General features: G+C 38.4%; 24 protein-coding genes, 3 tRNA genes and 1 pseudogene. 4 read left to right on the top strand and 24 right to left on the bottom strand.

Annotation, left to right across the window (positions count from 1 at the left end; all coding sequences use genetic code 11):
• Positions 1 to 14 precede the first annotated feature (14 nt).
• From FGL90_RS07890 to FGL90_RS07875, 4 genes are all read right to left on the bottom strand, one after another.
• Positions 15 to 1,295, bottom strand: coding sequence for a thiolase family protein (locus tag FGL90_RS07890; RefSeq protein WP_147657603.1), 1,281 nt, complete (start codon positions 1,293 to 1,295; stop codon positions 15 to 17).
• Between the two features lie 348 nt (positions 1,296 to 1,643).
• Positions 1,644 to 3,767: a DUF3329 domain-containing protein gene (locus tag FGL90_RS07885; protein ID WP_147657601.1), complete on the bottom strand. Its 2,124-nt coding sequence runs from the start codon at positions 3,765 to 3,767 to the stop codon at positions 1,644 to 1,646.
• A 325-nt stretch (positions 3,768 to 4,092) separates the two neighbouring features.
• Positions 4,093 to 5,280 carry a metal-dependent hydrolase family protein gene (locus tag FGL90_RS07880; RefSeq protein WP_147657599.1) on the bottom strand — a complete coding sequence of 396 codons (1,188 nt, stop codon included), beginning with the start codon at positions 5,278 to 5,280 and terminating at the stop codon, positions 4,093 to 4,095.
• A 32-nt stretch (positions 5,281 to 5,312) separates the two neighbouring features.
• Positions 5,313 to 6,506 carry a metal-dependent hydrolase family protein gene (locus FGL90_RS07875; RefSeq protein ID WP_147657597.1) on the bottom strand — a complete coding sequence of 398 codons (1,194 nt, stop codon included), beginning with the start codon at positions 6,504 to 6,506 and terminating at the stop codon, positions 5,313 to 5,315.
• 460 nt (positions 6,507 to 6,966) lie between these two features.
• Here FGL90_RS07875 and FGL90_RS07870 point away from each other — a divergent pair, with 460 nt between their 5' ends.
• Positions 6,967 to 7,326 carry a hypothetical protein gene (locus FGL90_RS07870; RefSeq protein WP_010620617.1) on the top strand — a complete coding sequence of 120 codons (360 nt, stop codon included), beginning with the start codon at positions 6,967 to 6,969 and terminating at the stop codon, positions 7,324 to 7,326.
• Here the strand turns inward: FGL90_RS07870 and FGL90_RS07865 are convergent.
• The 3 genes from FGL90_RS07865 to FGL90_RS07855 are packed head-to-tail and all read right to left on the bottom strand — an operon-like array spanning position 7,323 to position 9,145.
• Positions 7,323 to 7,790 (bottom strand): pyridoxamine 5'-phosphate oxidase family protein, encoded by a 468-nt coding sequence (locus tag FGL90_RS07865; RefSeq protein ID WP_010620616.1) that lies wholly within the window; start codon positions 7,788 to 7,790, stop codon positions 7,323 to 7,325. The two genes, FGL90_RS07870 and FGL90_RS07865, sit on opposite strands and share 4 nt — an antisense overlap.
• Positions 7,790 to 8,632 (bottom strand): prephenate dehydratase, encoded by an 843-nt coding sequence (locus FGL90_RS07860; protein WP_147657595.1) that lies wholly within the window; start codon positions 8,630 to 8,632, stop codon positions 7,790 to 7,792. Before FGL90_RS07860 ends, FGL90_RS07865 begins: the two co-directional genes overlap by 1 nt.
• 12 nt (positions 8,633 to 8,644) lie before the next feature.
• Positions 8,645 to 9,145, bottom strand: a complete 501-nt coding sequence (locus tag FGL90_RS07855) for a GNAT family N-acetyltransferase (RefSeq protein ID WP_010620614.1) — start codon at positions 9,143 to 9,145, stop codon at positions 8,645 to 8,647.
• Between the two features lie 676 nt (positions 9,146 to 9,821).
• On the opposite strand from FGL90_RS07855, the gene FGL90_RS07850 reads away from it, so the two are divergent.
• Positions 9,822 to 10,238 (top strand): OsmC family protein, encoded by a 417-nt coding sequence (locus FGL90_RS07850; protein ID WP_010620613.1) that lies wholly within the window; start codon positions 9,822 to 9,824, stop codon positions 10,236 to 10,238.
• A 197-nt stretch (positions 10,239 to 10,435) separates the two neighbouring features.
• Here the strand turns inward: FGL90_RS07850 and FGL90_RS07845 are convergent, their stop codons facing one another.
• Positions 10,436 to 10,873, bottom strand: coding sequence for a MarR family winged helix-turn-helix transcriptional regulator (locus tag FGL90_RS07845; RefSeq protein ID WP_010620612.1), 438 nt, complete (start codon positions 10,871 to 10,873; stop codon positions 10,436 to 10,438).
• A gap of 114 nt (positions 10,874 to 10,987) precedes the next feature.
• Between FGL90_RS07845 and FGL90_RS07840 the strand changes: the two genes are divergently transcribed.
• Positions 10,988 to 11,803: a LicD family protein gene (locus FGL90_RS07840; RefSeq protein WP_010620611.1), complete on the top strand. Its 816-nt coding sequence runs from the start codon at positions 10,988 to 10,990 to the stop codon at positions 11,801 to 11,803.
• A gap of 66 nt (positions 11,804 to 11,869) precedes the next feature.
• On the opposite strand, the gene FGL90_RS07835 is transcribed toward FGL90_RS07840, so the two are convergent.
• From FGL90_RS07835 to cdaA, 16 genes and pseudogenes are all read right to left on the bottom strand, one after another.
• Positions 11,870 to 11,941: transfer RNA gene (locus tag FGL90_RS07835), tRNA-Asn, on the bottom strand.
• Between the two features lie 26 nt (positions 11,942 to 11,967).
• A tRNA-Asn gene (locus FGL90_RS07830) sits at positions 11,968 to 12,039 on the bottom strand.
• A gap of 57 nt (positions 12,040 to 12,096) precedes the next feature.
• A tRNA-Asn gene (locus tag FGL90_RS07825) sits at positions 12,097 to 12,168 on the bottom strand.
• Between the two features lie 67 nt (positions 12,169 to 12,235).
• Positions 12,236 to 12,544 carry a hypothetical protein gene (locus FGL90_RS07820; protein ID WP_033445290.1) on the bottom strand — a complete coding sequence of 103 codons (309 nt, stop codon included), beginning with the start codon at positions 12,542 to 12,544 and terminating at the stop codon, positions 12,236 to 12,238.
• 294 nt (positions 12,545 to 12,838) lie between these two features.
• Complete coding sequence (locus tag FGL90_RS07815) at positions 12,839 to 13,924, bottom strand: ABC transporter ATP-binding protein (protein WP_010620609.1); 1,086 nt, start codon at positions 13,922 to 13,924, stop codon at positions 12,839 to 12,841.
• A gap of 113 nt (positions 13,925 to 14,037) precedes the next feature.
• The gene (locus tag FGL90_RS10595) at positions 14,038 to 14,760 is read right to left on the bottom strand and encodes a glucosaminidase domain-containing protein (RefSeq protein ID WP_010620608.1); all 723 of its coding nucleotides are present in this window, start codon (positions 14,758 to 14,760) and stop codon (positions 14,038 to 14,040) included.
• A 225-nt stretch (positions 14,761 to 14,985) separates the two neighbouring features.
• The gene (locus tag FGL90_RS07805) at positions 14,986 to 16,374 is read right to left on the bottom strand and encodes a glycoside hydrolase family 73 protein (protein ID WP_225423033.1); all 1,389 of its coding nucleotides are present in this window, start codon (positions 16,372 to 16,374) and stop codon (positions 14,986 to 14,988) included.
• A 141-nt stretch (positions 16,375 to 16,515) separates the two neighbouring features.
• A complete protein-coding gene (locus FGL90_RS07800) occupies positions 16,516 to 17,226 on the bottom strand; it encodes a glucosamine-6-phosphate deaminase (RefSeq protein ID WP_010620606.1) in 711 nt (236 codons plus the stop codon).
• 70 nt (positions 17,227 to 17,296) lie between these two features.
• Positions 17,297 to 18,970, bottom strand: coding sequence for an IS1182 family transposase (locus tag FGL90_RS07795; RefSeq protein WP_187240414.1), 1,674 nt, complete (start codon positions 18,968 to 18,970; stop codon positions 17,297 to 17,299).
• Between the two features lie 140 nt (positions 18,971 to 19,110).
• A pseudogene (locus FGL90_RS07790) lies at positions 19,111 to 19,929 on the bottom strand (IS3 family transposase); the annotation flags it as partial.
• Between the two features lie 53 nt (positions 19,930 to 19,982).
• On the bottom strand, positions 19,983 to 20,507 hold the full coding sequence (locus FGL90_RS07785; protein ID WP_010620867.1) for a helix-turn-helix domain-containing protein: 525 nt from the start codon (positions 20,505 to 20,507) through the stop codon (positions 19,983 to 19,985).
• A 104-nt stretch (positions 20,508 to 20,611) separates the two neighbouring features.
• Positions 20,612 to 20,734 carry a hypothetical protein gene (locus tag FGL90_RS10590; protein ID WP_010620605.1) on the bottom strand — a complete coding sequence of 41 codons (123 nt, stop codon included), beginning with the start codon at positions 20,732 to 20,734 and terminating at the stop codon, positions 20,612 to 20,614.
• Between the two features lie 81 nt (positions 20,735 to 20,815).
• A complete protein-coding gene (gene glmS, locus FGL90_RS07780) occupies positions 20,816 to 22,633 on the bottom strand; it encodes a glutamine--fructose-6-phosphate transaminase (isomerizing) (RefSeq protein WP_010620604.1) in 1,818 nt (605 codons plus the stop codon).
• A gap of 182 nt (positions 22,634 to 22,815) precedes the next feature.
• Positions 22,816 to 24,168, bottom strand: coding sequence for a phosphoglucosamine mutase (gene glmM / locus FGL90_RS07775; RefSeq protein WP_010620603.1), 1,353 nt, complete (start codon positions 24,166 to 24,168; stop codon positions 22,816 to 22,818).
• 27 nt (positions 24,169 to 24,195) lie between these two features.
• The gene (locus FGL90_RS07770) at positions 24,196 to 25,176 is read right to left on the bottom strand and encodes a CdaR family protein (protein WP_010620602.1); all 981 of its coding nucleotides are present in this window, start codon (positions 25,174 to 25,176) and stop codon (positions 24,196 to 24,198) included.
• Positions 25,173 to 26,024 (bottom strand): diadenylate cyclase CdaA, encoded by an 852-nt coding sequence (gene cdaA / locus FGL90_RS07765; protein ID WP_010620601.1) that lies wholly within the window; start codon positions 26,022 to 26,024, stop codon positions 25,173 to 25,175. Before cdaA ends, FGL90_RS07770 begins: the two co-directional genes overlap by 4 nt.
• Before the next feature lie 172 nt (positions 26,025 to 26,196).
• Here cdaA and FGL90_RS07760 point away from each other — a divergent pair, with 172 nt between their 5' ends.
• Positions 26,197 to 26,856: a DUF1361 domain-containing protein gene (locus tag FGL90_RS07760; protein WP_010620600.1), complete on the top strand. Its 660-nt coding sequence runs from the start codon at positions 26,197 to 26,199 to the stop codon at positions 26,854 to 26,856.
• Positions 26,857 to 26,860 lie beyond the last annotated feature (4 nt).

The raw sequence follows: 26,860 nt of genomic DNA, 5'->3' as shown, positions 1-26,860 counted from the left end.
ATTTATCCCTCCTTCTACTTTTGGTTCTCGAGTAAAATACCAACAGTCGTATGACCGCCACCCATTCCACGAACAAGGCAGGTATTCACGTCTTTAGGAACTTGACAACCTCCAGCTTCACCACGCATTTGGAGAATTGCTTCACTAATCATATTGATTCCGGCAGCACCAAAGGCATGTCCAAAGCTCAAATCACCACCATGTGGATTAATCGGCGTATCTGCATCAAAGCGGGTTCGTCCATCTAATTCATACTGATAACCTTTTCCTTCTGGGAGATAACCGAATACTTCGGCGCTATCTAATTGTTCGCCTGAAGTCATAACAGTCGTAACCATTAAATCGAGGTCGCTCCCCTTCAATCCTTCTTGGTTCTTGTATAGTGCATCCTTTACATCAACGTTCATTTGGTGGAAACAATATGGATGACGTTGTGTGTTTGATGAACTTGCATGATCAATAACTTGAACTGGTTTTTTCTGGAACTTCTTGGCAATGTCAGCAGAACAAACAATAACTGCTCCGGCTGCTACGTTATGCACAACACTGCCGCTCTTTCGAATGTACTGAGTAATCTTAGGATTCTTATCTGAACGCATGTATTCCATGACGTCATCGTAGCCATTTTCTTTGGCAATTTCTGGGTATGGTTTGCGTTCAACTGCTCGCTCATTATGTGAAGCGTTGTAACGTAAGTTCACTGCCATTGCGTTGTAGGTTTCGTCAATTGTATCTTCAGAAATGCCATAATGCTTTTGATAATATTTTCCCTGTTCTTCAGTTAGTAAGTTGTCACTAACACCATCAAATCGGTAGTAAGTTGTATCAAAGAGCACACGACCTGGAGACCACCAACCCTCATAATTTTTAATTGGTTGTAGCATATAGGCAGGTTGATTTCGTGCATTGAAATGCTTGGGAGTTTCAACACCGGCACAGAGAACAATGTCCGCTTTTCCAGAAGCAACAGCATTGCAGGCTTCAGTAAACGCAATGTACCCACTAGCACAGGCCTGTTCGATATGCGTAATTGGCTTGCCAGCCACGCCAGCCCACTCTTCCAGTGGTCCAACCATTGCCATTGCATTTCCGGCAGTCACAAAGTTAGCAAACTGTGAATAAACAACCTTATCAATGTCCTTAGGTTTCACGTTGGCATCATCCATGGCTTGGTGACAGGCACATGCCCATAGTTCATAAATTGAGAGTCCCTCATACTCAGGATCGTCAAAGTATCGTTGCCCTAATGTACTAGTACCAATAACCGAAACGGGGCGAGTAAATTGTTGTTTCATAGTAGATGTTCCCCTTCCATTTTTTAAATCAGTCTAATTTTTGAGTCAGACTTTGATTCTGTCCTATATCACGAAATAAGCGTATAGTTTCACAATCTAGGTAAGCGCATACATTTTTCAACTAATATACCTAAATCGTTAATGCTGTTCGCCTTTGCTATGACTAAACTATAATTCGATATGATCAACTTGTACAATCGTTTATATGTATGTGAAAAACTTCACCATTTAGCTATTTAAAATTCGAATACTTCCAAATAACGGGCTTAGGTCAAAAAAGGCACATCCATATTGGATGTGCCTTTTCAATAATTATTGAAACTCATTTAATGTTCCTAAACTGCCAGTCTACTGCTCCCTATCTTTTCTTTCATTCCATTTTCTTTGAATCACTGAGAAAACCAAATCCATTACAATCCAGAGTAAAGTTGCGCCAATCAGCCAGTAATACCCAGAATACGCGCTTAATCTTTTTCTCAGTGGTAACTTCACTAACTGGATCTCGCGCTCTGAACTAGCATCATTTACCTTTAATCGCATTGTTTGTTTCCCATTTGTGAAAGAATATCTATTCGGCGCTTTGAGCGTCGCAATTTGACCAGACCTTGCTTTGATCACGACTGTGGCAAGCCGAGTCGATTTACTTATCTTTTTATCGTGTTTTATTAAATTATAGTAGACGTTGATGCGCATCAACGGTGGTTTCACCTTGATCGTAATCATCTGGTTATAACTATCTGTAAAGTAATAGGATTTTGGATTATTAGCCAATGTTTGGTATCCAGAAATAGCAGCGTGTGAAATATCATAATGATTAAAGTTTGGGGAAGAAATACGTTCAGTTCCCACCACTCGATTGGTTGTCACATCGACATACCGAATTAAAGCATTGCGCAGCCATGGCCTTTTCGTAGATAAATTACGATTATTTAATTTCTGATTGATAGCCGGTCCCTTATTTGAATCATTCTTGACTGATAGAACATATTTTGGTTGATACGTAATGCCAGGCAACTTAATCTTTTTAAAGAGTTGCGTTTTGCCAAATTTGTCATCATACCAATTCTGAATTGAATCAATAACCTGGATATTCCGCTGTGGACTCGTTTGAATGGCAGCGTGATTGTCCAGCCGAATTTCATGAACTCCCCAATAAGCAGCCATCCAAGTGTTGGACCACAATTTTTTGGGATTTCCGGTCATGATGTACGGGGTCCCCATGTACGGGTTATACAAATCATCAGCGATTTGAATTCCCGGCATTCTCACAACTTGTTTACCCGTTTTTCGTGCTTCCTTTGCTAATTTTTCGTGAGTATAAAAAACATTGTAGAAGGGCTTTAAGTTATTCAAATGATAATGGTAACTCGGAATTGCTAAAAACATTAGAAAGAGCGTTACTAGTGCCAGAACGGTATATGTAAAGAATGCATCTTTACGAAGTATTTGATATGACGTCAAGAAATTCAATATCGAAATCATCAATAAAACGTTGACTGCAAACCAGAGTCTTGGAAATAGTGCGGGTGAAATCGCCATGGCGCCCACTCCTGCAAGTGCGCTGACAAAGAAAATAATGCCACTTAACGTGCTTCCTTCATCTTCCGTTAAATCCCGTTTTGAAAAGATACTTCTAAAAAAGTTTGGTTGGCTGAATAAAACAACGCTGCCCAAAACAATACTGACTAAAAGTAAAATTCCAGAATTTGTCATCGTATTCGAAAAAATCTGCGAAATATGATAAATTAGCCCATCTTTTTCACCATATATCTCACTTTCACTTGAACCAAGTGATAATACGATCATCGTGAGGAAAGCAAAAATAGTTGCCAGAACCCCAACTATTTTCCACCAAAAATCATTAAGAACGCCTTTAGGCCGATTGAAGTAGGTAAAAAAACCAACCACTAAAATAGAAGTGGCGCTACCAACTTCGTTTGACATCCCCGCTAGAATTCCTAATCCCACAATCGCCCAAGCCATCAGCGTAAAATGTTTCTTCACGTGATAATTAAATCGGTAAGGAATAAAGAACGCCAAAATGATAGTTGTTGCCCAAAGATAGTTGGCCGCTCCGCTGACCCAAAGCACCGTACTGCCAAATCCTGATAAGAAGAACCACATCAATAAATAAGTAAGCAACAATTGTAGTGGATATCTAAAGACACGTTTACCCGTTGCCAAAATGTTCATTTCTAATCCTAAGATTAAAAAGAAAAGTGTATTCACAATATTAAAAATATATTTGGGAAACTGCATCGCTAAAATTGTGAAAAAGGTTGACGTTAGTCGCGCATTCCATAGGGTCATATGATTATAAATGGCAACTAACCAATCCCAGAGATTTCGATAAACTTGAGGGCCACCCTTTGCAGGCCATTCTCCCGTATAAACAAAATGATAAAGAAAATCATCGGCAGTTAGCCCCGAGAATCGGTTGATATTAAAAATATAAATGAAAATGGTGGCCATCACGACTAAACAGAGGAAAAATAATATGTATTTTTTTATGATACCAAGTTTCTTTATTTGTATTACCTTTATCCCATCTAAAACAGCTATTTTTAATTTTATTCATTAGGTTATTGATACCAAACTAAATTAGTATAACACAGCCCCTATTTACCTTAAAAAGCGGTCATTCACCTCTTGATTTGAGATAAATGACCGCCCATTATTAACACTGATTATGCTTAGCGTTTAGCTTCACTTTTATAATAATCACCGCTCTTACCAGCCTCATCAGTCAAGAAGCAGAACTCCCATTTCAAAATGATGCTGGTCTCATAAGGTGGCTTTAAAATTGTCTCTCTCCACCCAAGAACACCTGCTTATCTTCTTGTTTAACGTTCTTGACGTCTGCTAAAGGATCAGCCTTCAATACCTGAAAATCGGCAAACTTGCCAACTTCAAGTGTCCCATAGTCGTCCTGTAGGCCACAAAGTGCAGCAGAATTTTGAGTTGAACAATGGTATGCCTCAGCCGGTGTCATTCCAACTTTAGTTAATAATTCAAATTCGTCAGGCGTCTTATCAAACCCATTAAACGGCGTTCCAGCATCCGTTCCGCAGGTAAATTTAACCCCCTGTTTGAATGCTCTTGTGAAATTAGCATAGGTATCATCAAGCGCATCTTCAGCCTTCTTAACTTCCCAATCAGGTAGAACCCCTTTGCCAAATGCCGGAATTGTCCACTCTGCAATTAGGGTTGGTGTCACATATGTCCCTTGTTTAATGGCTTGTTCAGCTTCTTCTTTCGTCAAATAAAAACCATGTTCAATGGAGTCGACCCCTGCATCCAACGCATTTTTGATTCCAGGGTTTCCTTCGGCATGAGCGGCCACGATGACACCTTTGTGGTGAGCTTCTTCAACTCCAGTACTCATTTCTGCGACAGATAACTGTGGATCATCCATGAAATCACCGGGGGTCATGACCCCACCAGTTGCCATCATTTTAATGGACTCTGCACCATTTTTAAGAACTTGTCGAACAGATTTACGCATTTCGTCAGGTGAATCTACTAGGAATGCGGCATGGGGCCCATCACCATGACCACCCGTCATTGAAAATGCACGTCCTGACGTCATCATGTGCGGCGTTTTTGGTAGCATCCCCTGCTTTTGTAATTTCTTCAATTTGATGTCAGCGTCGTAGCTCGTTCCACATTCTCGAATATAAGTAACACCAGACTTCAATAAAGTCTGTAGGTTCTCAAAAGCAAAGACAGCTGCTTCAGATTCCGACACATTAAACCCACCATCGAAAGTATTGGGATTACTTGTAATGTGTGTATGAACATTAATGAACCCTGGCATAACGTATTGGCCGTTTAAGTCCACCGTTTCTGCTGAATCGGGTCCATTTCCTTGCCCACGATCAACCAGCTTCCCCGTTGCTGTATCAACTGAAAACCAAGCATTTTGTTCATTCTTATCATTAGTACCATCAAACAAAGTGAAATTTTTAAAAGTCTTAACTGTCATATTTTTTGCCCTCCGTTTTTTATCCAAGTTTGCTAGAATTGTCTTTCTCCACCTAAAAATACTTGTTTGTCTTCCTGTTTAACATTTTTGACGTCAGCGAGTGGATCCTTCTTTAATACTTGGAAATCAGCAAATTTACCGACTTCCAGCGTGCCATACTCGTCCTGAATCCCACAAAGTGCAACGGAGTTTTTAGTTGAACAGTGGTAGGCTTCTGCAGTGGTCATGCCAATTTTAGTGAGTAATTCAAATTCGTCTGGAGTTTTGTCAAATCCATTGAGTGGCGTTCCAGCATCAGTTCCACAGGTAAATTTCACACCCTGCTTGAAGGCTCGCTTAAAGTTTTCATATGTATCATCAAGGGCATCTTCTGCTTTCTTTACCTCCCAATCAGGTAAAAGGCCTTTCCCAAATGCTGGAATCGCCCACTCTGCAATAAGTGTTGGCGTTACATAGGTTCCCTGTTTAATTGCTTGTTCAGCTTCTTTTTCCGTCAAATAGAATCCATGTTCAATAGAATCAACTCCAGCATCAAGCGCATTTTGAATGCCAGGATTTCCTTCCGCATGGGCAGCCACAATCACGCCCTTATGGTGTGCCTCCTCGACTCCCGTACGCATTTCTTCAACGGATAACTGAGGATCATCCATAAAATCACCAGGGGTCATGACTCCCCCAGTTGCCATCATTTTAATTGCTTCGGAACCATTCTTTAACCCTTGTCGAACTGCCTTTCGCATTTCATCTGGTGAATCGACTAAGTATGCCATATGTGCACCATCTCCATGGCCACCGGTCATTGAATAAGCCTGTCCTGAAGCCATCATATGTGGTGTCTTGGGTAAACGACCGACTTTTTGTAGCTTCTTTAACTTGATATCAACGTCAAAGGCAGTTCCACATTCACGGATATAAGTAACACCGGATTTCAATAGCTTCTGTAGATTTTCAAATCCAAACACGGCCGCTTCTGATTCACTAAGGTCGTGACCAAGTCCACCGCCTAAATCATCAGGGTCAACCGTGATATGCGTATGGACATTTACAAAACCTGGCATGACGTATTCGCCATTTAAATCAACAGTTTTCTCAGATTTCGGAGCTGTACCAGTTCCGCGATCAACTAATTTTCCAGATTCAGTATCAACTGAGAACCACGCATCATTTTCATTTTTATCTCCTGTACCATCGAATAGGGTGAAATTTGTAAATGTTTTGACTGCCATATGTATTGCCTCCATTTAATTCATTAGATTAGAAAATATTTCATTAGATTAAAAAAGCCCTCTTGAGAATAACTCTCTAAAGGGCGCGAAAGATCGCACGGTACCACCTTACTTATTAGCTCATAAATATTTAATAATATTTACAACTCCATAACGGTGGAAATCCGGTTTGATTTACTTTATTCAATCTTGCACTCAGAAGGGATTTACCGTTATTTTCAATGTCCTCTTTTCACTAACTGAGGTTCACTTTCATCTCTCAATAAGGCATTACTTCATCATCGATTTTTAATTTTCTAATCTAACGTTAATGTAAACCAGTTTAGCACTCAACATAAAATTGTCAATAAATGCTCAAAAGCGTGCTAACCATTTTTGCTGTATATGGTTGAATTCACTTAAACAAAGCATATAGTGGAAGATAAGTTTTTAAAATACAAATTGGAACAGGTGACACCCAATGTCAGAAAATATGCAAAAATACGAAAAAGCACAGTGGCAAGAAGCTCAAGCCGCTGTACTAGATGAATACGAGTCCTATTTAAATGAATTAAGAAAAAAAGGAATTGAATTTACCATTAATCACTGTCGACAATTAATTGTCTACCAGGATTTAATAGCTGAATGGCATCATAAATTACCAACCTTAATCGTTGATCTAGAAGATAATCCACTTGCCTTAACGATTTTTTCTGACCTTGCAAAATCCGGTAAAAGTCATTTGCTCGATAGAAGTTACACGAGGGTTACCAATTGGGTCGATTACGAACCAAGTCCCCTGTCAATCTGGCTTGAGCTAGAGGAAGATTACGACATTTAAATCGTTGGCATATCATGACCCCGACCAGTTAGAGAATTTGGTGTAAGTTTGAAAATTATCAAAACATCGCCTAGGTTTCCCATTGTTCTCGCAAAATGGTCACTCGGAAAATCCGGACCTAAGTACTTAGCGCACAAGATTTCCATATCGTGTTCAAGATTTTCTGGAGGCTCCGTTGTCAATGCACCAATCATATTGACACTTCGATACCGCAATGTGAATTCTGGGGCATCAACCGCCGTATCGACGACAACTGTTCCAGACAAAACTGATTGCTGTTGAACTAATTTCATAAGGCTGCTTTGTTTTGATCCATGAATAAAAGCAGCCTTTTTTTGATTGTCCCACACATAAGTTAACGCTGCAGTCTGGGGAAGTCCTTCTTCACTGATAAATCCAACGGTCATATAGGTCCCCTTTTCAAGCACCTGTTCCACTTCATTTTCTGATAATCGATGTCCCATTACAACTCACGCTCTTTCCGATTGAATGCGTAAAATCCGAGAAAGTGGACGCTTGATTTCTCGGCTAATTCTGTTATCACCGTCAATAAATCCGCCTGCTGTTCTGGTTGACCAGAAACTTCAATACAAAACGAATAAACGCCAATTTTTTCTTTTGTAGGCTCAGAAATGAGTGAAATAAGATTGAGTCCATATTTCACAAAATAGCCCAAAATATTGTACAACGTCCCCGGGCCATCATCTGGTGGCGTAATGTACAGACTTGCCTTGAATTGCGTGGTCAGTTGAATTACTTGCGGTTTCAATCGATTAAACACAATGAATCGCGTATGATTATCCTTTTGATCACCTACGTTATGCACTTTATATGACAAACCCGACTGATTTACCTCAGTTTCAGGGACGATTGCAGCATCACCAAAATTACCATTAACTGCCTTATTTAGTGATTGAATATTACTCGATGTCGTTACAATTTCAACATCTTTAAAACGATTAATCAGCCTGGTACATTGGCCTTCTGTCTTGAATTGGACAAATAGGCGCTTAATATCAGATTTTTTGGCGGCCTGGGCCACCATGCCAAAATTCACTGCAACTTCGATTTCATCAAGTATTGAAATTGGGTGTTGCTTTAATTTTTCGAGCGTTGCCAAAACGAACCCGTCTAATTGGTTTTCGAGCGGTAATAGCCCCAAATTATCATCCGTAACACTATTAAATACCGCATCAAATGAATTAAAATAATCAATTGTTATTTCCTGGCCGATTTGCTTGTTAATATACGTTTTTGCGGCTAAATCTGTAAAAGTTCCTGCTGGTCCCAGTACTGAAAGCTCCATGTATTTCGCCCCTTACATTAAAGGTTTGCCAAGATAATCTAAGTCCAGCTTTTCATCATCAATTTGCGCTATCTGCGGTAGATGACCCCAGCGTTCATATCCTTGCTTCTGAAACAATGCTTGACTTGCGTTATTTTGACTAAAAACAAGTGCAACGATATTTTGAATGTTTCGGCTCATTGCCTCGTTCTCCACAAATTTCACGGTCTGAGAGCCTAGGTGGTGTCCCCTAGCATTTTGATCCAAATAAACGCTGATTTCGGACGTGTGCTGATACGCAAGACGCTCATTAAAGTTTCGGAGACTCACCCAGCCAATGGTTTCACCATGAGTTTCGATTACCCATATTGCCTGATGGACTTGATCAAAGTCATCAAACCACGCCTGCCGATCAATCAGCGCTACTGGATAAATATCTGCTGTCACGTTGTGTAACGAAATTATTTGGTTGTATATCGCAATTATTTGAGGTAAATCCTGCTGTGTAGCGGGTCTATATGTAATATTAGTCATTCAATTTCCCCCTTCTTATTTAGAATAGCGATGAGGGGAATGTTTGTAAATGCAATTATGTTTTTAATTGATTAAAAATATTATAAAATTTTAGTTTGCTAATACACGGAACTAACGTTATAATAAACTTACATATAAGGGCATTATTTCACAGAAGACATGGATAACGAAATTCCTATTGAATTAGTCCATGTTTCCTCGGAAGCAACGACAAGCAATTATTTATTTTATTGCTACTAAGTTATTTATGGGTTCTGTACACATAGATTAGGTAGGAGACTGAAGCGCGCACTTCAGTCTTATTTTTTTTGCCAAAATTTTACTTTTTATCCGAATGATCCGTATTTTCTGTGTTAGTGACTTTGCTATCGTGCCCACCATCTTTTTCACTAAAAAATGATTTAAATTTGAGAAAACTCCCCATTGGTATCACTTCCATTCCTGTTATTGGTGCTAATATTACCCCATATATTATAATTGGTATACATATAATTTCATCCTTAATATAATCTTAATTAATTAATTTAACGCTGGTGCAATGCACGTTAAGACGAAAGGTACATTTATTGTAAAATATATTCACGTGAAAAAATTAAATTGGTATGGTTGTCCAAGCTTAATTGGTTGTTTTTTTAATCAATAATTCTTAAACTGAACCTATTAGGAGGGATTATGAATGGAACCAAAAAAGCTGTATAACACAACCGTCATTAACGAGGACGGTGTTAATGGACACGTCTATGTCGCGGACCCTAATGGATTAGACGTTGAAATCAGTGATCCTCGAAATGATTTACCCGGCGCAAATCCGGAACAATTTGTTGGATTAGCTTTAAGTACCTGCTTAAACGCTACTGTTGAAGCTATTGAAAAAAAGAATCACGTCCCACACACCTCTCAGGTACGCGTTCACGTGACGATGGTTAAAGGATCACAGGGCTTAGAATTTTTGGTTCATGCAAAAGTTCTCATTCCAGGAGTCGATTTTGCAACGGCACAAGCCTTTACAGCGTTGGCAGAAAAACGCTGCCCTGTTTCTAAACTTCTCAGTGGCAGTCCAAACGTAAAAATTGAAACTGTTGAACAATTCTAAAAGTAGCCCCATCGTCTATAATTGGACGAAAGGGCTACTTTTTATTTTCTATGAAGCATTCTCTTTATCCACCAGAAAATACTTTTCTTTTCGTTATTCTTTAACGAAGATTCCTCAATAAAGACGATTCTTCGCCAGCGTTTCTTTTCCTCTGCCGATAAATCCAAATTCTTTCTCATGCTCTCTGTTACCTTCCATTATTTCTCAATTCGATTGTATTCGCTGAAATCCCGAATGAATCCTAGAATATCCTTTGCACGGTCTTCACCATAATAATCTATCCATCCCTGAAAACGCTGTTTGTTTTTCTCAGAAACGATTTGCTCAACATTTGTCCCGCTTTCAGTCAAATGTAAATAGAGTCGTCGTCTATCGGATTCATCCGGCACTTGAACAATATATTCTTGATTTAATAGCACCTTTATTTGACGGGAAATGGCACTTCGCGTAACGTGTCGATTGGCTGCAATATCTACAAGCGTTAAATCGGGACGTCTGGCAATGTCATGCAGTATCAAATACTGTTCAAATGATAAATGATAATCTGATGCCGGCTGTGAAATAAACTCATCTAGGTACTTGATAGACTTCATGTAAGCTTCGATAAATGAATCTAATAAATTTTCTTTTTCCATTATGCCGCCCCACAATCCTATTCCAAATCTAATATAATAATGTTAGCATTTAAAATTCATAATTACCATCACTCAATCCTAACCTAATTTATCTTTAATAAAGGAGAACCAACTATGACCTCACTTTTAAAATTATCGCAAAAACTCTCGTTAAATATCCTGGAAAATTACATTCAATTTTGCGAGGAGAATAATCTAAACTACTTTCTAATTGGGGGTTCCCTACTTGGGGCAATTCGTCATAAGGGATTTATTCCTTGGGATGACGACGTTGATGTTGGAATGCCGCGGAAAGACTACAACCAATTTCTAAAACTCGGTGCCACTTATTTTACGGAAACGCGCTTCTTTCTCCAGACTCCCTTTTCCGATAAAAATTATGGGCTAAGTTATTCAAAGCTTTTAGATCGCCACACCTTTATTGAAGAAAAAAATAGCATTAATAACGCGCGAAAAGGTGTATTCATCGACATCTTCCCATTTGATCAAATATCGTCTAATCCCACCGATCAGGACAAACAAATTTCAAAATTTCGATACTATGATAGTTTGATTTTACTTAGACTTCATTACAACTTCTTTGATACCCCATTACGTAAGTTTCAAACCACAAATAATCAAACTTTTCAAAACGTTAACGAATTAAAGAAAAAACGCGATCACATCATGCAACTGTACAATAGTAGTGAAGAGACCACTTTAGTTAAAAATTTAGCCTCTCAGTACGCCTATAACAAGGAAATTCTATCTATCGCTGAAATGACCCAGCTAACCTCTAAACCCTTTGAAAACGTCAATATGGCTGTTCCACAGGCTTATGATGTTATTCTAACCAGAATGTATGGCGACTACTCACAACTTCCGCCTAAACGACAACAATCAGAAAAGCATCTCCGGCGGCTCATCTATGATAATCAGGAATATGATTAAGACCAATGACAAAGGCAGGTAACTTCGCAATTGCGAGCTACCTGCCTTTTATGTATTTCTGGATGACTGCCCCGGCTGGGATCGAACCAGCGACCTCTTGATTAACAGTCAATTATTCTACCGCTGAACTACGGGGCAATAAAAATATGATAAAGATGGTGAAACTGCCCCGGCTGGGATCGAACCAGCGACCTCTTGATTAACAGTCAATTATTCTACCGCTGAACTACGGGGCAATCATTTAACGCTATTTAATTAATAAACATTCAAAAGTGAATCTGAACATTCATGTACTGCCCCGGCTGGGATCGAACCAGCGACCTCTTGATTAACAGTCAATTATTCTACCGCTGAACTACGGGGCAATAAACACCATGACATTATTTATATCATAATTTATTAGATTTTGTAAAGAACTTATTGAATTTTATTTCATCCAATGTGATTTTCTTTAAGAATCATGTCAACTTCTTTTTGCATTTTCGGAGTTCGGGTCCACTCTTCAAAGTGATCCATTTGCTCGGTTGGCATCTCAAAAGTTTCGTTGATAAATTGTTCATAATTAGCGACGTGCACAGAATGTGGAATATTAAGTTGAAGAATCCTAACTTGCTTAATATAGCTACGCTCTGCGGCAAGCTCTGCACGACCATTCTGAACCATATTGCTAATCTCAATATACTTACTACCGTCTAAGCGAGTAATTTCTTCAATTAGCGTCAATATCTCGTGACTTTTCAATGCCAAACTAACGGCCCCTTTTCTTAATAACGCAAAAACAAGTATATCATATTATTAATCAATGAGAAACCCTTACAAACAAATTAGAAGTTAAAGTGAGTCACTTTCTTTAAAATGTAAAAGTTAGAACACAAAAACCACTATCGGCAAGATAGTGGTCGGCATAAGAGAGAAAGAGAATTGATTAGAAGGTAATTAATATACCTTACGAGTTACACTTTATACGTAAATGAAAGCGCTGTCAATGCTTAATTAATAAAAAAGGAAAAAGTCTTTGACTTCTCCCTCGCAAATTTATTTAATTTGATTAACTTGATCTGGCACATGTAACGTATGTGTTGGTTGAACAATTCTAATCGGGTTCTTAATAATTTCAGTCAATGAATGACCAGAAACGTTAACCGCACAAAAGAATAGGACCAAAATAAGCACTGCCCAAGTTAAAATAATGTTTGGTTTCGACATTTTTTCGCTGATAACTGAGCCATAAAGATCACGTTTTACATCACTTGCTACGTGAGGATTGTCTGGTTCTGCTTTTTGACGGGCCTCCGTAATTTCATTTTGAAAAGCCTCAACATCAAAATTCTTTTGATCCTGTTTCATTTTCAACTGAAATTGTTGTTTCTCTTTTTTAGTAAGGCCTTTAAACCACTTGGTGAACTTACGATAATCACCGACAACCTCATCTGTTTCACCAATCTGATGCAGAGTTCCATAATGAATCCAAGCTACTCGGTCACACATCATCTCAACCTGCTTCAAAGAATGACTGACGAACACAATTGTTTTCTTTTCGGCTTTAAATTCATTAATCTTATCCAGACATTTTTGATAGAAAGTATCATCCCCAACAGACAGGGCCTCATCAATAATTAAAATATCAGGATTAACGTGAACCGCAATAGAAAATCCAAGTCGCGACTTCATCCCACTCGAATAGCTTTTAACTGGTTGATACAAGAAATCACCAATATCAGCAAATGACACAATATCGTCCATTAGCGCATCGATTTCAGGATTCGTTAAGCCTTGCATTAAAGCCTTTAGCCGAATATTCTCAAGACCGGTTAAGTTTCCCCTAAGACCGGCACCAATCGCAATAATAGAGGTATCGCCCTTTACATCTACCGTCCCAGTCGTTTGAGGAATAATTCCCGAAATGATGTTGGAAAGGGTTGACTTACCTGATCCGTTAACCCCTATTAAACCTAATGTTTCACCAGCTTTTACAGTTAGCGAAACGCCCATTAGTGACCAAAAGTGAGGAACCTCTTTCCGATTGAGCGCAAAGAATGACTTCAACTTTTCAGATTGGGTTTTAAATAAATCATATTCTTTAGTTATATTTTGTACTTTTATTTTATACTCTTCCGCCATTTGAATACTTCCCGTAATTTCTTATTTGCCATAAGGCACATATCTAGACGTCATTATACCAAAAAAATAGCTCCCTGGGGAATAATCCAGAAAGCTAATCTAAATATTATAAATTAAATTTTAAATAGGCTTTGTTTCAGTGCTTCTTTAAAATCTATTTGATTCGATCCTAGACCTAATAGTCCCGCAACTGTCAGAAAGCCACCAGTTTTAGTCTTGTTATCAGTGTTTGATGTTTCAGCTGCCTTAGGAGTCGCCTTTTTGTGACCATAGTGAATTTGGTCATCAATTAAATTCTTGAGCTTATTGGTCTTAATAATTCTATTTAAAGACTTGCCATAAGCCGCACTTGTTGAATACGTATGTGAAAGTGCTTTTGTTGCAACCGTATAGGTCTTGGCATTTTCCTTCCACGTTTTCTTATAATACTGACGATTCCAGTTAGGTCCATTTCTAAGAACCTTCGCATAGTCTTCAAATGATGCCTTTGCGTTTGGATACTTACGAAATTTTGCTGTCGTACTATATCTAGCACCACCAGCAGTATACTCAAAAGTTTTCATTCTAACGGACTTGCCATGGTAAGATCCTTTGATTCCAAAATAGTTGTTCGCCTTTTTTGATAAACGACTACCGCCCCAGCTACTTTCAAGGCCAGCTTGTGCCATCATCACGGATCCATACAATTTATACTTTTTACTTACTTGTTCAACCGAATCACTATATTTCTTGATAAACGTTTTGGGGCTTGATGCATACGTTTGCTTGTTTGGTAATAAAGTCATTATTACCAATAACGATAAAAAGATTACCCCAATCCTACTTAAATACTTCATCTAGTAAAAAACTCCTTCGCACAATATCATTTTGACACAGAAATTTATTATACAAATGGCAGATAAAATATCAAGTAACAAATTTTAATTAACTAAGAATATTTCTCATTTGTAACATAAGAAATAGGTTATCAATGGTTCTTGTTACTCCCACTTTAAAAATATTACAAATTGATAACATCGCAAAAAAATAAGAAAGCCATCAATATGACTTTCTTATTAATCCTATTTAATTGCTTTTTCTGAAACCCAGTATTTGGTCGTTGATCCTGCAAACTTAATTCGATCCCATTTAGTTCCATATTTGGTTTTGACACCAGTGGCATCAATTGTAACCGCTGTATTAGCCTTTACAGCCTTTTTCAGAGCCGTCCATTTCGTTTCAGTTTGCTTAAAATGCGTGTTTTTAATGTGATTGTACAATGTATATTTCGCATAAGAGGTACTTAGTTTTCCTGATTTTTTAACGTTTGTATACTTCACAGCATCATAGGTTGTTTTTACACCATCATAGAAAATCCAGCCCTTTGTTTTACTATCAAGTGCAACCCGATACCAAGTAGTTTTGATGCCATTTTGGGTTCGAGTTGCAATGCTATCAACACTGTATTTAGAACCAGTCAAAGTTTTACTCATCTGAATTTGCTTTGAGAGGTAGTTAGAATTATAGACGTGATTATGGATTTCTCGATTGACTGCATGGTTAATTGTCACGTTTGTGCTACCAGATTGATAAGTCGTTGTTGGCAACGTCACAGCCTTAGAGTAGACCCAATACTTTTTAGCGGTCTTAGCACTAGAAAATCGTATTCGGTACCAGGTGGTCTTTGAGGCAGGTTTAACCGCCCGCATATCAAACCATACCTTTTTCCCGGATTTTCCACTCAGTGTCTTCCAAGCATACTTTGTTTGATTTGCATTTGTCCCCTTAACATGATTATAAGCCACATACTTACTGTAGCTGGAACTCAGTGTACCGGTTTCTGATCCGGCAGCGCCATAGTACGTTGCCTTATCTAAGTTTTGGACATCAAGTAAAGTATCTAACTTATATTGGGAAATAATCGATATTAAAGACGCGCCATAAGTAGGTGCTGTCGCATAAGTTCCCGTCAACGCATTCGCAGCATCTGAATATGTTGCGGCATTTTCTCGCCAAGTACCTGAATAGTACGTGGATGAAAATGAAGGCCCATTTCGCAATAATTCTGCATTATCCGTCATCGACGCCTTGATGCTCGGATATTTTTTAAAAGCGGCATTTGTATAATAAAGCTGACCATCAGCATCATATTCAGCAGTTTGCATCGTAACCGATTGACCACTGTAGCTCCCTTTTATACCAAAGTAATTATCCGCCTCTTGTGACAATGTACTATTCCCCCAAGAGCTCTCCAATGCTGCCTGCGCCATCATAACTGATGGGTAAAGCTTGTAACTGTTCGCCACGCTTTTGACGTCAGGACTCATCTTGCTGATAAATTGAGCCGGTGTTGCCGTGGTTGTACTACTATGTACCTGTTGCTGATTGCCAAAAATTGTCCCCACAATTGCAATCATCCCGATGGAAGTCAGTAAAAATAGCCCCCGTTTGAGTGTCATCTTTTTCATCATTTGATTCTCCCTTCAAACGTATATCTAGGATAATTATACGGGGCAAATACGTTCACCGCAATAATGAAATCGTTTTTATTTAATGAATCGCTAAATAAAAAAGCTTTGGTCCCTTTTGACCAAAGCTTTCGATAACTAATTTTAGTTTATTTCTAACTTCGAAGCAGCATCCTCATCTAAAACAACTGTTACATCCGCATGCTTTTGTAAGTAACTAGCAGGTACATCTGACGTAATTGGTCCTTCGATCATTGCCTTCACAATGGCCGACTTTTCAGAACCGTAAGCTTCCAACAAAATTTTCTTTGATTTTAATATCGATCCAATGCCCATTGAGTAAGCATATTGTGGAACATCCGTTGCTTTATCAAAGAATCGCGCATTTGCATCAATAGTCGATTGTGTTAATTTGATTTTATGCGTCAACGATTTTGGGTCAGTTCCGGGTTCGTTAAAACCAATATGTCCATTCCGCCCTAATCCCAATATTTGGAGGTCAATGGGATTAGCTTCAATAATCTTATCGTAATTTTTAGTGGCTTCTTCAGTGTTTTGATTGAGCCCATCAGGGACGTATGAATGCGCAAATGGCTTCTTATTAAATAAGTGCTGCTGCATGAAATACCGATAGCTTTGTGGATGATCTGAGCCAAGTCCAATATATTCATCTAGATTTATTGATGTTGATTGACTAAAGTCCAAGTCACTAGCCGTCAATTCATCGTAAGTTGTAACAGGGGTACTTCCAGTTGCCAAGCCAAAAACTTTAGCCCCATTTTTCAATGCTTCATCAAATAGCTTGAAGCCTTCCTTACCGCCCGCAAGCTTATCCTTTACGATAATAACTTTCATAATTAATTCTCCTCACTCATTAATGGTATAGTCCAATATTAACCTATCTAGACCAATATAACAAGTGTTTTCATTCAAACAAAAAAGTGGCTGGGACAAAACTGACCTCTGAATAAAAAAGTAGTTGGAAAAACTTATTCACTAAGTTTTTCCAACTACTTTTTTGACTCTGCTGACGACTTGAAAGGATGATTTTCATCATCTTCTTTAAGTTTCCGGCCATTAAAATGATCCCCAATTCATTTTTGGCTTTTTCTAACCCTCTGACTGATAAGCGTTTGAACGCCAAATTAGCCTTCAAGTTACCAAAAACTGGCTCAACTTCAATTTTACGCTTTGCGTAAATTGAAGCACCTGTCTTACTTGAAAGCTTAACTCTAATTAATCTTTTTTCCATTTCCCAATGCGGATTTATTTGGATTGACCGTTGGTTACCCCTTTCCGTAATCGAATAGTGATAACCTTCGGGATCCTCGTATTGATTGGCTTCATATTTTCGAATGGTCCGCTGAAACCCATACTTATCAGTCCTGTTATAGACTTGTTTAAAGGAGAATTGAATATGATGCTGATCAGTGAAACTGTCAGTTGCGTTATCATAGGTCCAATTCATAACCTTATTGGCATCATTTTTATACTTCTTGGATTGTTCTTTTAAATACATTGTATAGGGAATAAGTGGCGTCGCTTTAAAATCCTTTAAAACAAAGTCATAATTTGGTTCACTACCATAACCTGCATCCGCTACTACGTAACGGAACGTGGCCTTTCTTTGTTGGACTTGATTCAAAAATGGGACTAGCGTTCTTTGGTCAGCTGGCCGTTGATTCAAATCATAAAATAGGACAAATTGATTTTGAGTACCAATCTGTAAGTTATATCCTGGTTTTAATTGACCATTTTGCATTGGATCTTCCTTCATTCGCATAAAGGTTGCATCATGATCAGTCTTAGAAAAACTGTTTCGGTTTCCCAGAATTTCAAGATAATCTTCATATTTTTGCTTCCGAGGCTTTAAATCCGAAGTAATAATATGCTTAAAATGTTTTAGTTTTCTTCGTCGTTGCTTTGATGGCGAGCCACCTTTAATGACTTTTTCTGCACTAATTTTCTGATCGAGGTCATCAATATCATGTTCTAATTCACGTTCTGCATGATCTAACTTCGCCAAAGTGCCTTCGGCATCAGTTGCTAGATTAACCTTTTCTTGAATCATGTCATCAAATAAGGCGCTAGCTTTTTCCTCTAACTTGGCATCATTTCGTTCGACGCTTTTTCGCCAAACAAAGGAGTATTTATTGGCATCTGCGACAATCTTTGTGCCATCAATAAATAACGATTCGTCATCTACTAAACCATATGCACTTAATTGTTCATGAAATTGAAGAAACATTTTTTTGATAATCCCTTTTGCTACTTGTGAAATTCGAAAGCGATTAATGCTCCGATAACTTGGGACTTCGTCCGGATTACCAATTAACCACTTCATTGGTAGGTTTTCCTCTGCCATTTCTTGGATAGCACGGCCAGAAAACGTATGACGCATATAAGCAAATAATAGGAGTTTCATCATCATCGCTGGCGAATATTTTGGTCGCCCAAACTTGTCAGCATCCGGATACAGAATTTCAGTGGGAATACTATCTACAAAATCACTAATTGAAACGACAATATGATTGGGATTAATTTTAAATTCAATTGGAAATGTTAATATGGTTTGGTTATTGTTATAATGTTTATACACGGTGGGCACCAACTTTCTTATTTTGTGGTGATTTAAGATTAACAGATTTGGGCACACCGTGCCTACATAAAATGAAAGAACCAGGAATTCAAATTCGAATTGATGGGCTCTAAAAAAGTTAGACACTTATATTAATATTTTTAGGCTGTAAGGGCTTGATTCCTAATTTCGATAGGAGTCAGGCCCTTACTTTTTCTAGAAATTCGCACGTTGTTGAATCTTGAGATGTATTTAGCAAAAGCTTGCTTAAATTCTTCGACTGATTTGAAATTTTTACGCCAGATGAATTCTCTTTTTGCTAAACTGAAAAAACTTTCCATTGGTGCATTATCGAGACAATTTCCCTTACGGGACATACTTTGAGATAAACCAATTTCTTTTAACTTATTTTGATATCCATCTAATTGGTATAAGGTCCCCTGATCACTATGGAGTACTGGAGTTACATCTTCAGGCAAGACCTCTTTTAGCTGATCTAAACACGCAATTACTTGGGCAGCATTTGGTGAGTTTCGTATGTCAAATGCTAATACTTCTTTACTGTACATGTCGATAACGGCGGACAAATAGAGTTTAGTACCAAGTATATTAATTTGGGTAACATCGGTCGTCAGTACATCGTACGGCTGTTCTACAACAAATTTAAACGACTTTTTCTGTTTGATGACATATTTTTCTCGAACTATATTTTTAGCAACTTTTCCTTGTTCACCACGATACGAAGAAAACTTACCAGATCTTGTCCAATAGCACGTAGGCATTAAATCCATGCTGCGCATGATTTTACGAACCGTATCGTCATCATACGTAAACTGCATTTTCAATAGTTCTACATGCATTCGACGATAGCCATAAGTCTCCTCGCTACCATCGTAAAGCCATTGGATGACATCTTTTACTTCACGATATTTATCATCGTGGGAATGCTTTAAATGATAATAAAAAGTTTTGCGATTTAATCCTACAACTGCTAAGAGGACCGTTAGGTCGAATTGCTGCCTTAACGATTGTACTACTTGGGTAAGTTATTCTTTCGTCGTCTTTTCTTGATCGCTAAGGCTTCTAATTTTTTTGAGACGGCTAGCTCCATTTTAGCTGTCTGAAGCTGTTGCTTTAGTTCCAAATTCTCTTGTTTCAACGCATCTAATTTATTTTTCGGGATTGCTTTCTTTTTTATCATTTGTTTTGATGGCCTTCCTCGTTTGGCTTGTAAGGCATCAATGCCATGTTCATCAAATTTCCTTTTCCACTGATAAATCAAACTGGGCTCCACATCAAAATGAGCACCTGTTTCATTGAAACTTAAGCCATTAGTTAACATGTAGTCTAATATATTAACCTTATCTTGACCACTAAAACTTCGTTTTGCCTTTTTGGATGCCAGTGCTGACATTCCATTGATTTTTGCACGTTGGACCCATCTGACAATGATTGAATGATTCAGGCCATTCATACTTGCCAAATCTTTATAACTATAATTACCCTCTAAATACTCATTAACAATTTTCATTTTAAATTCTAAAGTATATTTTGACATACAGAAAAGGACTCCGATTCAGTTAGATTTTTGTCTAACTTTATCGGAGCCCTTCAAATTCCTGGTTCTTTTATTTTAGATTAGGACTTTTGTCCCAGCCTCTTTTAACGACGAAGACCCCGCCGATTGGTATTTAATTCATTTTGTTGATTTTTAAACTTCTCCCAAGTTGCTTCTTTTTTAGAAGTTTCTTTCTTATTCGAAGCTCGTTTCTTTGTATATTTCATATTAATCATCTCCCGCAATAATGCTCAACGAAAGATATTCTAACACGGTATACAAAATTCGTCTATTAAAAGGCAGTCTCGCTACTCAACTGTCACACTTTTGGCCAAGTTTCTTGGCTTATCAACATCAAGTCCCTTATTCAAACTTGTGTAGTAAGCAAGTAATTGGGCTGGTACAACACTAAGCAACGGCGTTAGGTGCTCATCAATGTCTGGCAGAATAATTGTGTCCCCAGGCTTAGCAAGCTTGCTAGCCACAATTGTGATTGTTTTAGCACCGCGGGCCATTGTTTCCTGCAAATTAGAACGCGTTAATCCAGCGGTTCTTTTTTGTGTAATAATTCCAATCACTGGTGTTCCTTCCTCAATCAAAGCAATGGTTCCGTGTTTTAACTCACCTGAAGCAAACCCCTCAGCTTGAACGTATGAAATTTCTTTAAGCTTTAAGGCTGACTCTAGGGAAACTGTCCAGTCGAGTCCACGGCCAATATAGAAGGCATTTGGTGTGTTCAAGAAGTAGTCTTTTGCAATGTTCTCAATCACATTCTTTTCATCAACAAGTGCCTGCATACCAGTCGCAACTAATCCTAATTGCTGCCGAATATCAAAATTGCTAGCAACAATTTGGTTATCACGTTCGCCAAGTGCTTTTGCTAAAATAGCCTCTAATGCAATCTGCGCTGTATAAGCTTTAGTTGACGCAACCGCAATCTCTGGACCAGCATGTAACAATAACGTATACGTTGCTTCTCTGGAAAGTGTTGAATTTTGAACATTAGTTAGTGTCAAACTCTTATAGTTTCCCGAATTAACGTTAACTAGTACTTCTCGACTATCAGCAGTTTCACCACTTTGTGACAAGAAAATAAAGAATGGTTTTTCTGATAAAATTGGTTGCTCATAAGCAAACTCTGAAGAAATATGAACTTCAGTTGGCTTTTGCGTCATACTTTCAAAAAGTCGTTTTCCAACTAGTCCAGCATGATAGCTTGTTCCTGCACCAACAATGTAAAGTCGATCGGCTTCTTGCATATCATTCAATAAATCATCACTTATTACTGGTTTTCCAGTATCTGAAAGATATTCTTGAGCTAGTTTGCGCATGACATTAGGTTGCTCATCAATTTCCTTCAACATGTAGAATGGATATGTGCCTTTATCAGTTTCATCAGCATTCATATCGACATGGAACGGTTTCCGCTCAACTTTTTCCCCATCTTTATTTTCAATAATAACTTCATCAGGTTTAACTGTAACAACTTCCCCGTCCATTAGTTCAAGAAAATCATGTGTTTCGTTGAGCATTGCTAATGAATCTGAACAAACCACATTGTAGCCATCTGCTAAACCAATCAACAGTGGACTCTTATTTTTAGCAACATAGAGTGTTTCCGGTTCCTCACGATCCATCAACAGAAAGCCGTATGATGATCCCTTTAAATAACCAAGTGCTTTAACGAAGGCATCATGTGCATCAAGATGATCTTCAACAGCAAACTTGTCAATTAACTGGACAACAACTTCTGTGTCTGTTTGGCTTGTAAATGGAACATCACTTAAAAAATCACTCTTAAGATCTTGGAAATTTTCAATTACGCCATTGTGAACTAGATAGAATCGATCATCTTTAGAAACCTGTGGATGCGCATTATCCACGCTCACAACACCATGGGTTGCCCAACGAGTATGACCTATTCCGGCTGTCCCGTGAACTTCTGGTCCCACTTCTTTTCTTAAGTCTTTAATTCGACCCTTTTCTTTAACTAGGTAATCCTGGCCATTTTTAGAGTTTACAAAAATTCCCGCTGAATCGTAACCTCGATATTCGAGTTTCTGTAAACCATTAAGTATGATTTTCACTGTATTATCGTTTCCTGTAACACCAACAATTCCGCACATATTAGTCATCCTTTACTAGATATTTTTATAATTGGTATAGACATTGAGCAGTCTCTCGTTCCTTAATAACATCTACACTTTACAGTGTTAACCAATGCTTGTCAATAAAAAATATCTAAAGTGGTATACGTACTTAAATGAAAAAGCAGAACTGATTTCAAATCAGTTCTGCTTTTTGTAAGCTATTCTATTCCAACTTCTGCTTTTACAACATCAGCAATTCGATTAACATACGTTTCAACAGCCTCGGTTGTTGGCGCTTCAGCCATTACACGAAGAAGTGGCTCAGTCCCGCTAGGTCGAACGAGAACCCGTCCGTCACCTGACATTTCTTTTTCAACCGTATCGATGATTGCCTTTATTTTAGGATTGTTTAAAGCCGCCTTCTTATCGGAAACTTTCACATTAACTAGCTTTTGTGGATAATCTTTAACCTCTGCAGCTAATTCTGATAATTTTTTGCCCGTTTCTTTTATAACTCTTAGCAGTTGCAAACTAGTAAGCATCCCATCACCAGTCGTATTAAAATCAAGAAATACGATGTGACCAGATTGCTCGCCACCCAAGTTGTAGCCATCTTTAAGCATTTCCTCAACAACGTAACGGTCACCAACCTGTGTTTTAACGCTGGTCATTCCGTTTTGTTCCATCGCCTTATACATTCCTAAATTACTCATCACCGTCGTTACAATCGCGTTCTTCTTTAGTCGTCCGTGTTCAGACATGTATTTCCCGCAAATGTACATAATTTTATCGCCATCAACGATATTACCTAACTCATCGACCGCAATACAACGATCGCCATCGCCATCAAATGCCAAACCAATTTGGGCACCCTTTTCCACAACGAACTTTTGTAAGGCTTCTGGATGTGTAGATCCAACATTTTTATTAATGTTTAATCCATCTGGCGTCGTTGCAATCGTATCGAAATCTGATCCTAAATCTGCATATAATCTTGAAACGAGATTACTAGTTGCGCCGTTTGCTGAGTCAACGGCGATATGCATATCCGCTAAATCACCAGAAATCGTTTGCTCTAAGAATTGGATATACTTCTGGCTACCTTCTGAATAATCCTCAACCGTTCCCAAGCCTGTTGATGCTGGACGTGGTAACTTATCTTCAGAATCGACAATGTTGACAATTTCTTCCTCCATTGCATCTGATAACTTGTAACCATCATTCCCAAAAAACTTAATGCCATTGTATTCAACAGGATTATGGGAGGCAGTGATCATAACTCCCGCAGCAGCTCCTTGCGTTCTAACGAGGTAGGCAACAGAAGGAGTCGTAATAACTCCTAACTTTAGAACTTCTATCCCAACGGAGAGCAGACCCGCAACGAGGGCTTCTTCTAACATTTGCCCAGAAATTCTAGTATCGCGTGCGACTAGGACTTGTGGGGTTTCATTTTGGTTTTCTGCATGTTCGGTTAAAACATAACCACCTGCGCGTCCCAATTTAAACGCCAATTCAGGGGTTAATTCCTTATTTGCAACGCCTCTTACACCATCTGTTCCAAAATACTTCATCTTAATATCCTCATTTCTTCTTTAATCTTACTCATCATCTGTAGCAGTTGCTTGAACTTTAACTTTGATTCGATTTGGCGAAATCGATTTAACATTGTATTCGCTAGAATTTAAAGAAACGGTTTTTGTACTGGTTTTTGTAATTCCAGAAACATCGACACTAACCGTCAAGTCATCAAGGTCAGCTAGTTCTGCACTAGTGCCAATGACCTCAATTGATTTGGTTGTACTAGTAAATTTGTAATCTGTATTAGAACTCCCATTTTTGGCCTTAAATTTGACATTAACTTTTTTGGTTTTGCCATTAGCCGTAATCGGTAGATTGGCAGTCGTTGTCGAAGGCGTCAAAATAACGTTGACCGTCTTACCACTTTTATCAAGTGCCTCAATAATTGCCTGGGAATTAACGCTTGTTTTAGCTTGTTGCGGCACATTAATTTGGGCGACAACGCTCGTAATTCTTGCGATTTCGCCTGCAGCACCAGTCGCCTTAACACTTGTTGTACCAGTTGTTGGTTTACCAGCAACATATCCCTCAGCTATATTATTTGAATTATATTTTGTTTGAATTTTAAATGATTTCGTTTTTCTAGTTTGAACATCAACCGTAATTGTTCTCGGCGTCAAACGTGATTGGATATCTTTATTTAGTCCCTCAATATGTAACTTAACTTTATGCAACCCAGTTCCAAGTCCCTTTAATGATGCATAAACCTTGAAGTTTTGAGTATTAGCAGTTGTGGTTACTAAAGCTGAAGGCCCACTTAAAACCACTTTAACCATTTCAGGGTAGCCAGTTACAAAATATTTTTGAGAATTAACGTCTAACTGAAGTGGCACCCGAACCGATTCTTTCTTAGTCGCCGTTAATGACGTTTTTCCACTGTTGGTGCTCGTTTGTTGACGGGTTGAGCTCACTTTTGCACTGTTGACATATGCAAATAGTAGAACTGCAAGTAACAGCGCGAAAAGTCGGTACATCCATTTACTATTGAAGAAATTTTTCACTTGGCGTCACCTCCTCGGAAAAAATGTTCAACTTGATCAACTACCCAAGTAAAGGCATTTCGCTTTTCAACGTTTTGATCACTAACGAGTTCGTTTCTGAAAAACTTCAAATAATCATCCTGATTCATATCACGAAGTAATTCATTATTTTTGGTAATTGAAACCTCACCCGTTTCTTCCGAAATCACAATCGTTAAGGCGTCGGTTACTTCTGAAATACCAACCGCTGCACGGTGACGTGTTCCAAGCTCTTTCGGAATTAAGTTGCTTTCTGATAGGGGCAAGTATGCGGCCGCAACCGCAATTTTATTGTCCTTAATAATGACCGCGCCGTCGTGTAGTGGCGTGTTTGGAATGAAAATATTAATTAGCAGTTCACCGGTAATCTCAGCATTGAGGTCAATTCCAGTTTCAATGTAATCATCCAATCCAGTGTCCATTTGAATGGTGATTAAAGCACCAATTCTTCGCTTGGACATATACTGAATTGCTTTATCCAAAGCATCAATCATTTTATTTTCAGCTTCATTTTCATGCCGGTTTCTAACAAAAATGGAACCCCGACCCAGATGCTCAAGACCACGGCGAATTTCCGGTTGGAAAATAATCACAACCGCAATCACTCCCCAATTAATAATTTGATCCATAATCCAGGAAACGGTCCCAAGGCCAATATACCAGCTGACAAGCTTGATTAAAATGATGACAATGATTCCACGAAAAAGTTGAACGGCCTTTGTTCCTCTTAGCAGCATGATGAGTTCATAAACAACAAACCAGACCACTAATATGTCCAGCAAATTGCCAATATTATGCCATGTAAGTAAGTTCGTCCAATTGAAATTCATTGATTTTCCTCCAAATTTAGTTCGTTTACCATTATATCACGCTAGGCGACAAATTTCGCCATTTCAAAAGGCATTGAATTATTAGCAATTGGTTAAACTAGCACGAACCCCTAATCAAAATTATTCTTTTCTGTTACTATTTAAGTAAAGAGGATGAAGGAAGGTTTCGCCGTTGTCACAAAGGAATCGTTGGCTCATTAGAATATTTTTTATCGGTTGGATGGCATTCCTTTGGATATTTGTCAAACAGCCCTATGAATTCCTGCTTCTAAACACTTTTCTGGGCTACATTCCCATTGAATTAGGATTTCATTTGAATGCTTCCCAGCCAAAGAGTCGGGTTATTTTCTGGATAACATTCGTCATTTGGTTGCTGTTCTATCCAAATGCACCGTACATGTTGACAGATTTATTCCATCTCTCGCTACTAAGTCCATATGCAGCTGATGGATTGCTAAAGCTTTCAATTCACATGTGGGCCTATTTTTCATTTATGCTAATTAGTACCCTTTTCTGTACCGTTTTCGGTATGTGGAGTTTAGGACATGTCAGCAACGCTATTGCAGGTCGACTCGCCAATCATCATATTTGGGCTCGAAACTTGATAATTATTGTTCTTACGGTACTATCTAGCATTGGAATTTTCATTGGCCGCTTTCTCAGAATTCACACCATCTACTTAATTACCTCCCCTAATTTTATCGTCAATAGGTTGATGACCATGTGGACTCCTAAAATGCTGATGTTTGTCGTCATTTTGTCAATTATGCAACTTCTTATATTTGGATTTTTCTCGTTAATCCGCCAGACACCTAAATTTGAAGATAAATAAAAAT

The sequence above is a fragment of the Secundilactobacillus malefermentans genome (assembly GCF_008033155.1).
Taxonomy (GTDB): Bacteria; Bacillota; Bacilli; order Lactobacillales; family Lactobacillaceae; genus Secundilactobacillus; species Secundilactobacillus malefermentans.
The sequence above is the reverse complement of the archived record's forward strand: the minus strand, read 5'-3'. Positions and strand labels throughout refer to the sequence as shown.

What these genes read in the sequence shown, in the direction of transcription:
- FGL90_RS07850 (WP_010620613.1), top strand. Translation starts at nt 9,822, where the DNA reads ATGGAACCAAAAAAGCTGTATAACACAACCGTCATTAACGAGGACGGT.
- FGL90_RS07845 (WP_010620612.1), bottom strand. Translation starts at nt 10,873, where the DNA reads ATGGAAAAAGAAAATTTATTAGATTCATTTATCGAAGCTTACATGAAG.
- FGL90_RS07840 (WP_010620611.1), top strand. Translation starts at nt 10,988, where the DNA reads ATGACCTCACTTTTAAAATTATCGCAAAAACTCTCGTTAAATATCCTG.
- FGL90_RS07885 (WP_147657601.1), bottom strand. Translation starts at nt 3,767, where the DNA reads ATGGCCACCATTTTCATTTATATTTTTAATATCAACCGATTCTCGGGG.
- glmS (WP_010620604.1), bottom strand. Translation starts at nt 22,633, where the DNA reads ATGTGCGGAATTGTTGGTGTTACAGGAAACGATAATACAGTGAAAATC.
- FGL90_RS07865 (WP_010620616.1), bottom strand. Translation starts at nt 7,790, where the DNA reads ATGGGACATCGATTATCAGAAAATGAAGTGGAACAGGTGCTTGAAAAG.
- FGL90_RS07800 (WP_010620606.1), bottom strand. Translation starts at nt 17,226, where the DNA reads ATGAAAGTTATTATCGTAAAGGATAAGCTTGCGGGCGGTAAGGAAGGC.
- FGL90_RS07875 (WP_147657597.1), bottom strand. Translation starts at nt 6,506, where the DNA reads ATGGCAGTCAAAACATTTACAAATTTCACCCTATTCGATGGTACAGGA.
- FGL90_RS07805 (WP_225423033.1), bottom strand. Translation starts at nt 16,374, where the DNA reads ATGATGAAAAAGATGACACTCAAACGGGGGCTATTTTTACTGACTTCC.
- FGL90_RS07815 (WP_010620609.1), bottom strand. Translation starts at nt 13,924, where the DNA reads ATGGCGGAAGAGTATAAAATAAAAGTACAAAATATAACTAAAGAATAT.
- glmM (WP_010620603.1), bottom strand. Translation starts at nt 24,168, where the DNA reads ATGAAGTATTTTGGAACAGATGGTGTAAGAGGCGTTGCAAATAAGGAA.
- FGL90_RS07880 (WP_147657599.1), bottom strand. Translation starts at nt 5,280, where the DNA reads ATGACAGTTAAGACTTTTAAAAATTTCACTTTGTTTGATGGTACTAAT.
- FGL90_RS07860 (WP_147657595.1), bottom strand. Translation starts at nt 8,632, where the DNA reads ATGGAGCTTTCAGTACTGGGACCAGCAGGAACTTTTACAGATTTAGCC.
- FGL90_RS10590 (WP_010620605.1), bottom strand. Translation starts at nt 20,734, where the DNA reads ATGAAATATACAAAGAAACGAGCTTCGAATAAGAAAGAAACTTCTAAA.
- FGL90_RS07785 (WP_010620867.1), bottom strand. Translation starts at nt 20,507, where the DNA reads ATGTCAAAATATACTTTAGAATTTAAAATGAAAATTGTTAATGAGTAT.
- FGL90_RS07855 (WP_010620614.1), bottom strand. Translation starts at nt 9,145, where the DNA reads ATGACTAATATTACATATAGACCCGCTACACAGCAGGATTTACCTCAA.
- FGL90_RS07870 (WP_010620617.1), top strand. Translation starts at nt 6,967, where the DNA reads ATGTCAGAAAATATGCAAAAATACGAAAAAGCACAGTGGCAAGAAGCT.
- FGL90_RS10595 (WP_010620608.1), bottom strand. Translation starts at nt 14,760, where the DNA reads ATGAAGTATTTAAGTAGGATTGGGGTAATCTTTTTATCGTTATTGGTA.
- FGL90_RS07890 (WP_147657603.1), bottom strand. Translation starts at nt 1,295, where the DNA reads ATGAAACAACAATTTACTCGCCCCGTTTCGGTTATTGGTACTAGTACA.
- cdaA (WP_010620601.1), bottom strand. Translation starts at nt 26,024, where the DNA reads ATGAATTTCAATTGGACGAACTTACTTACATGGCATAATATTGGCAAT.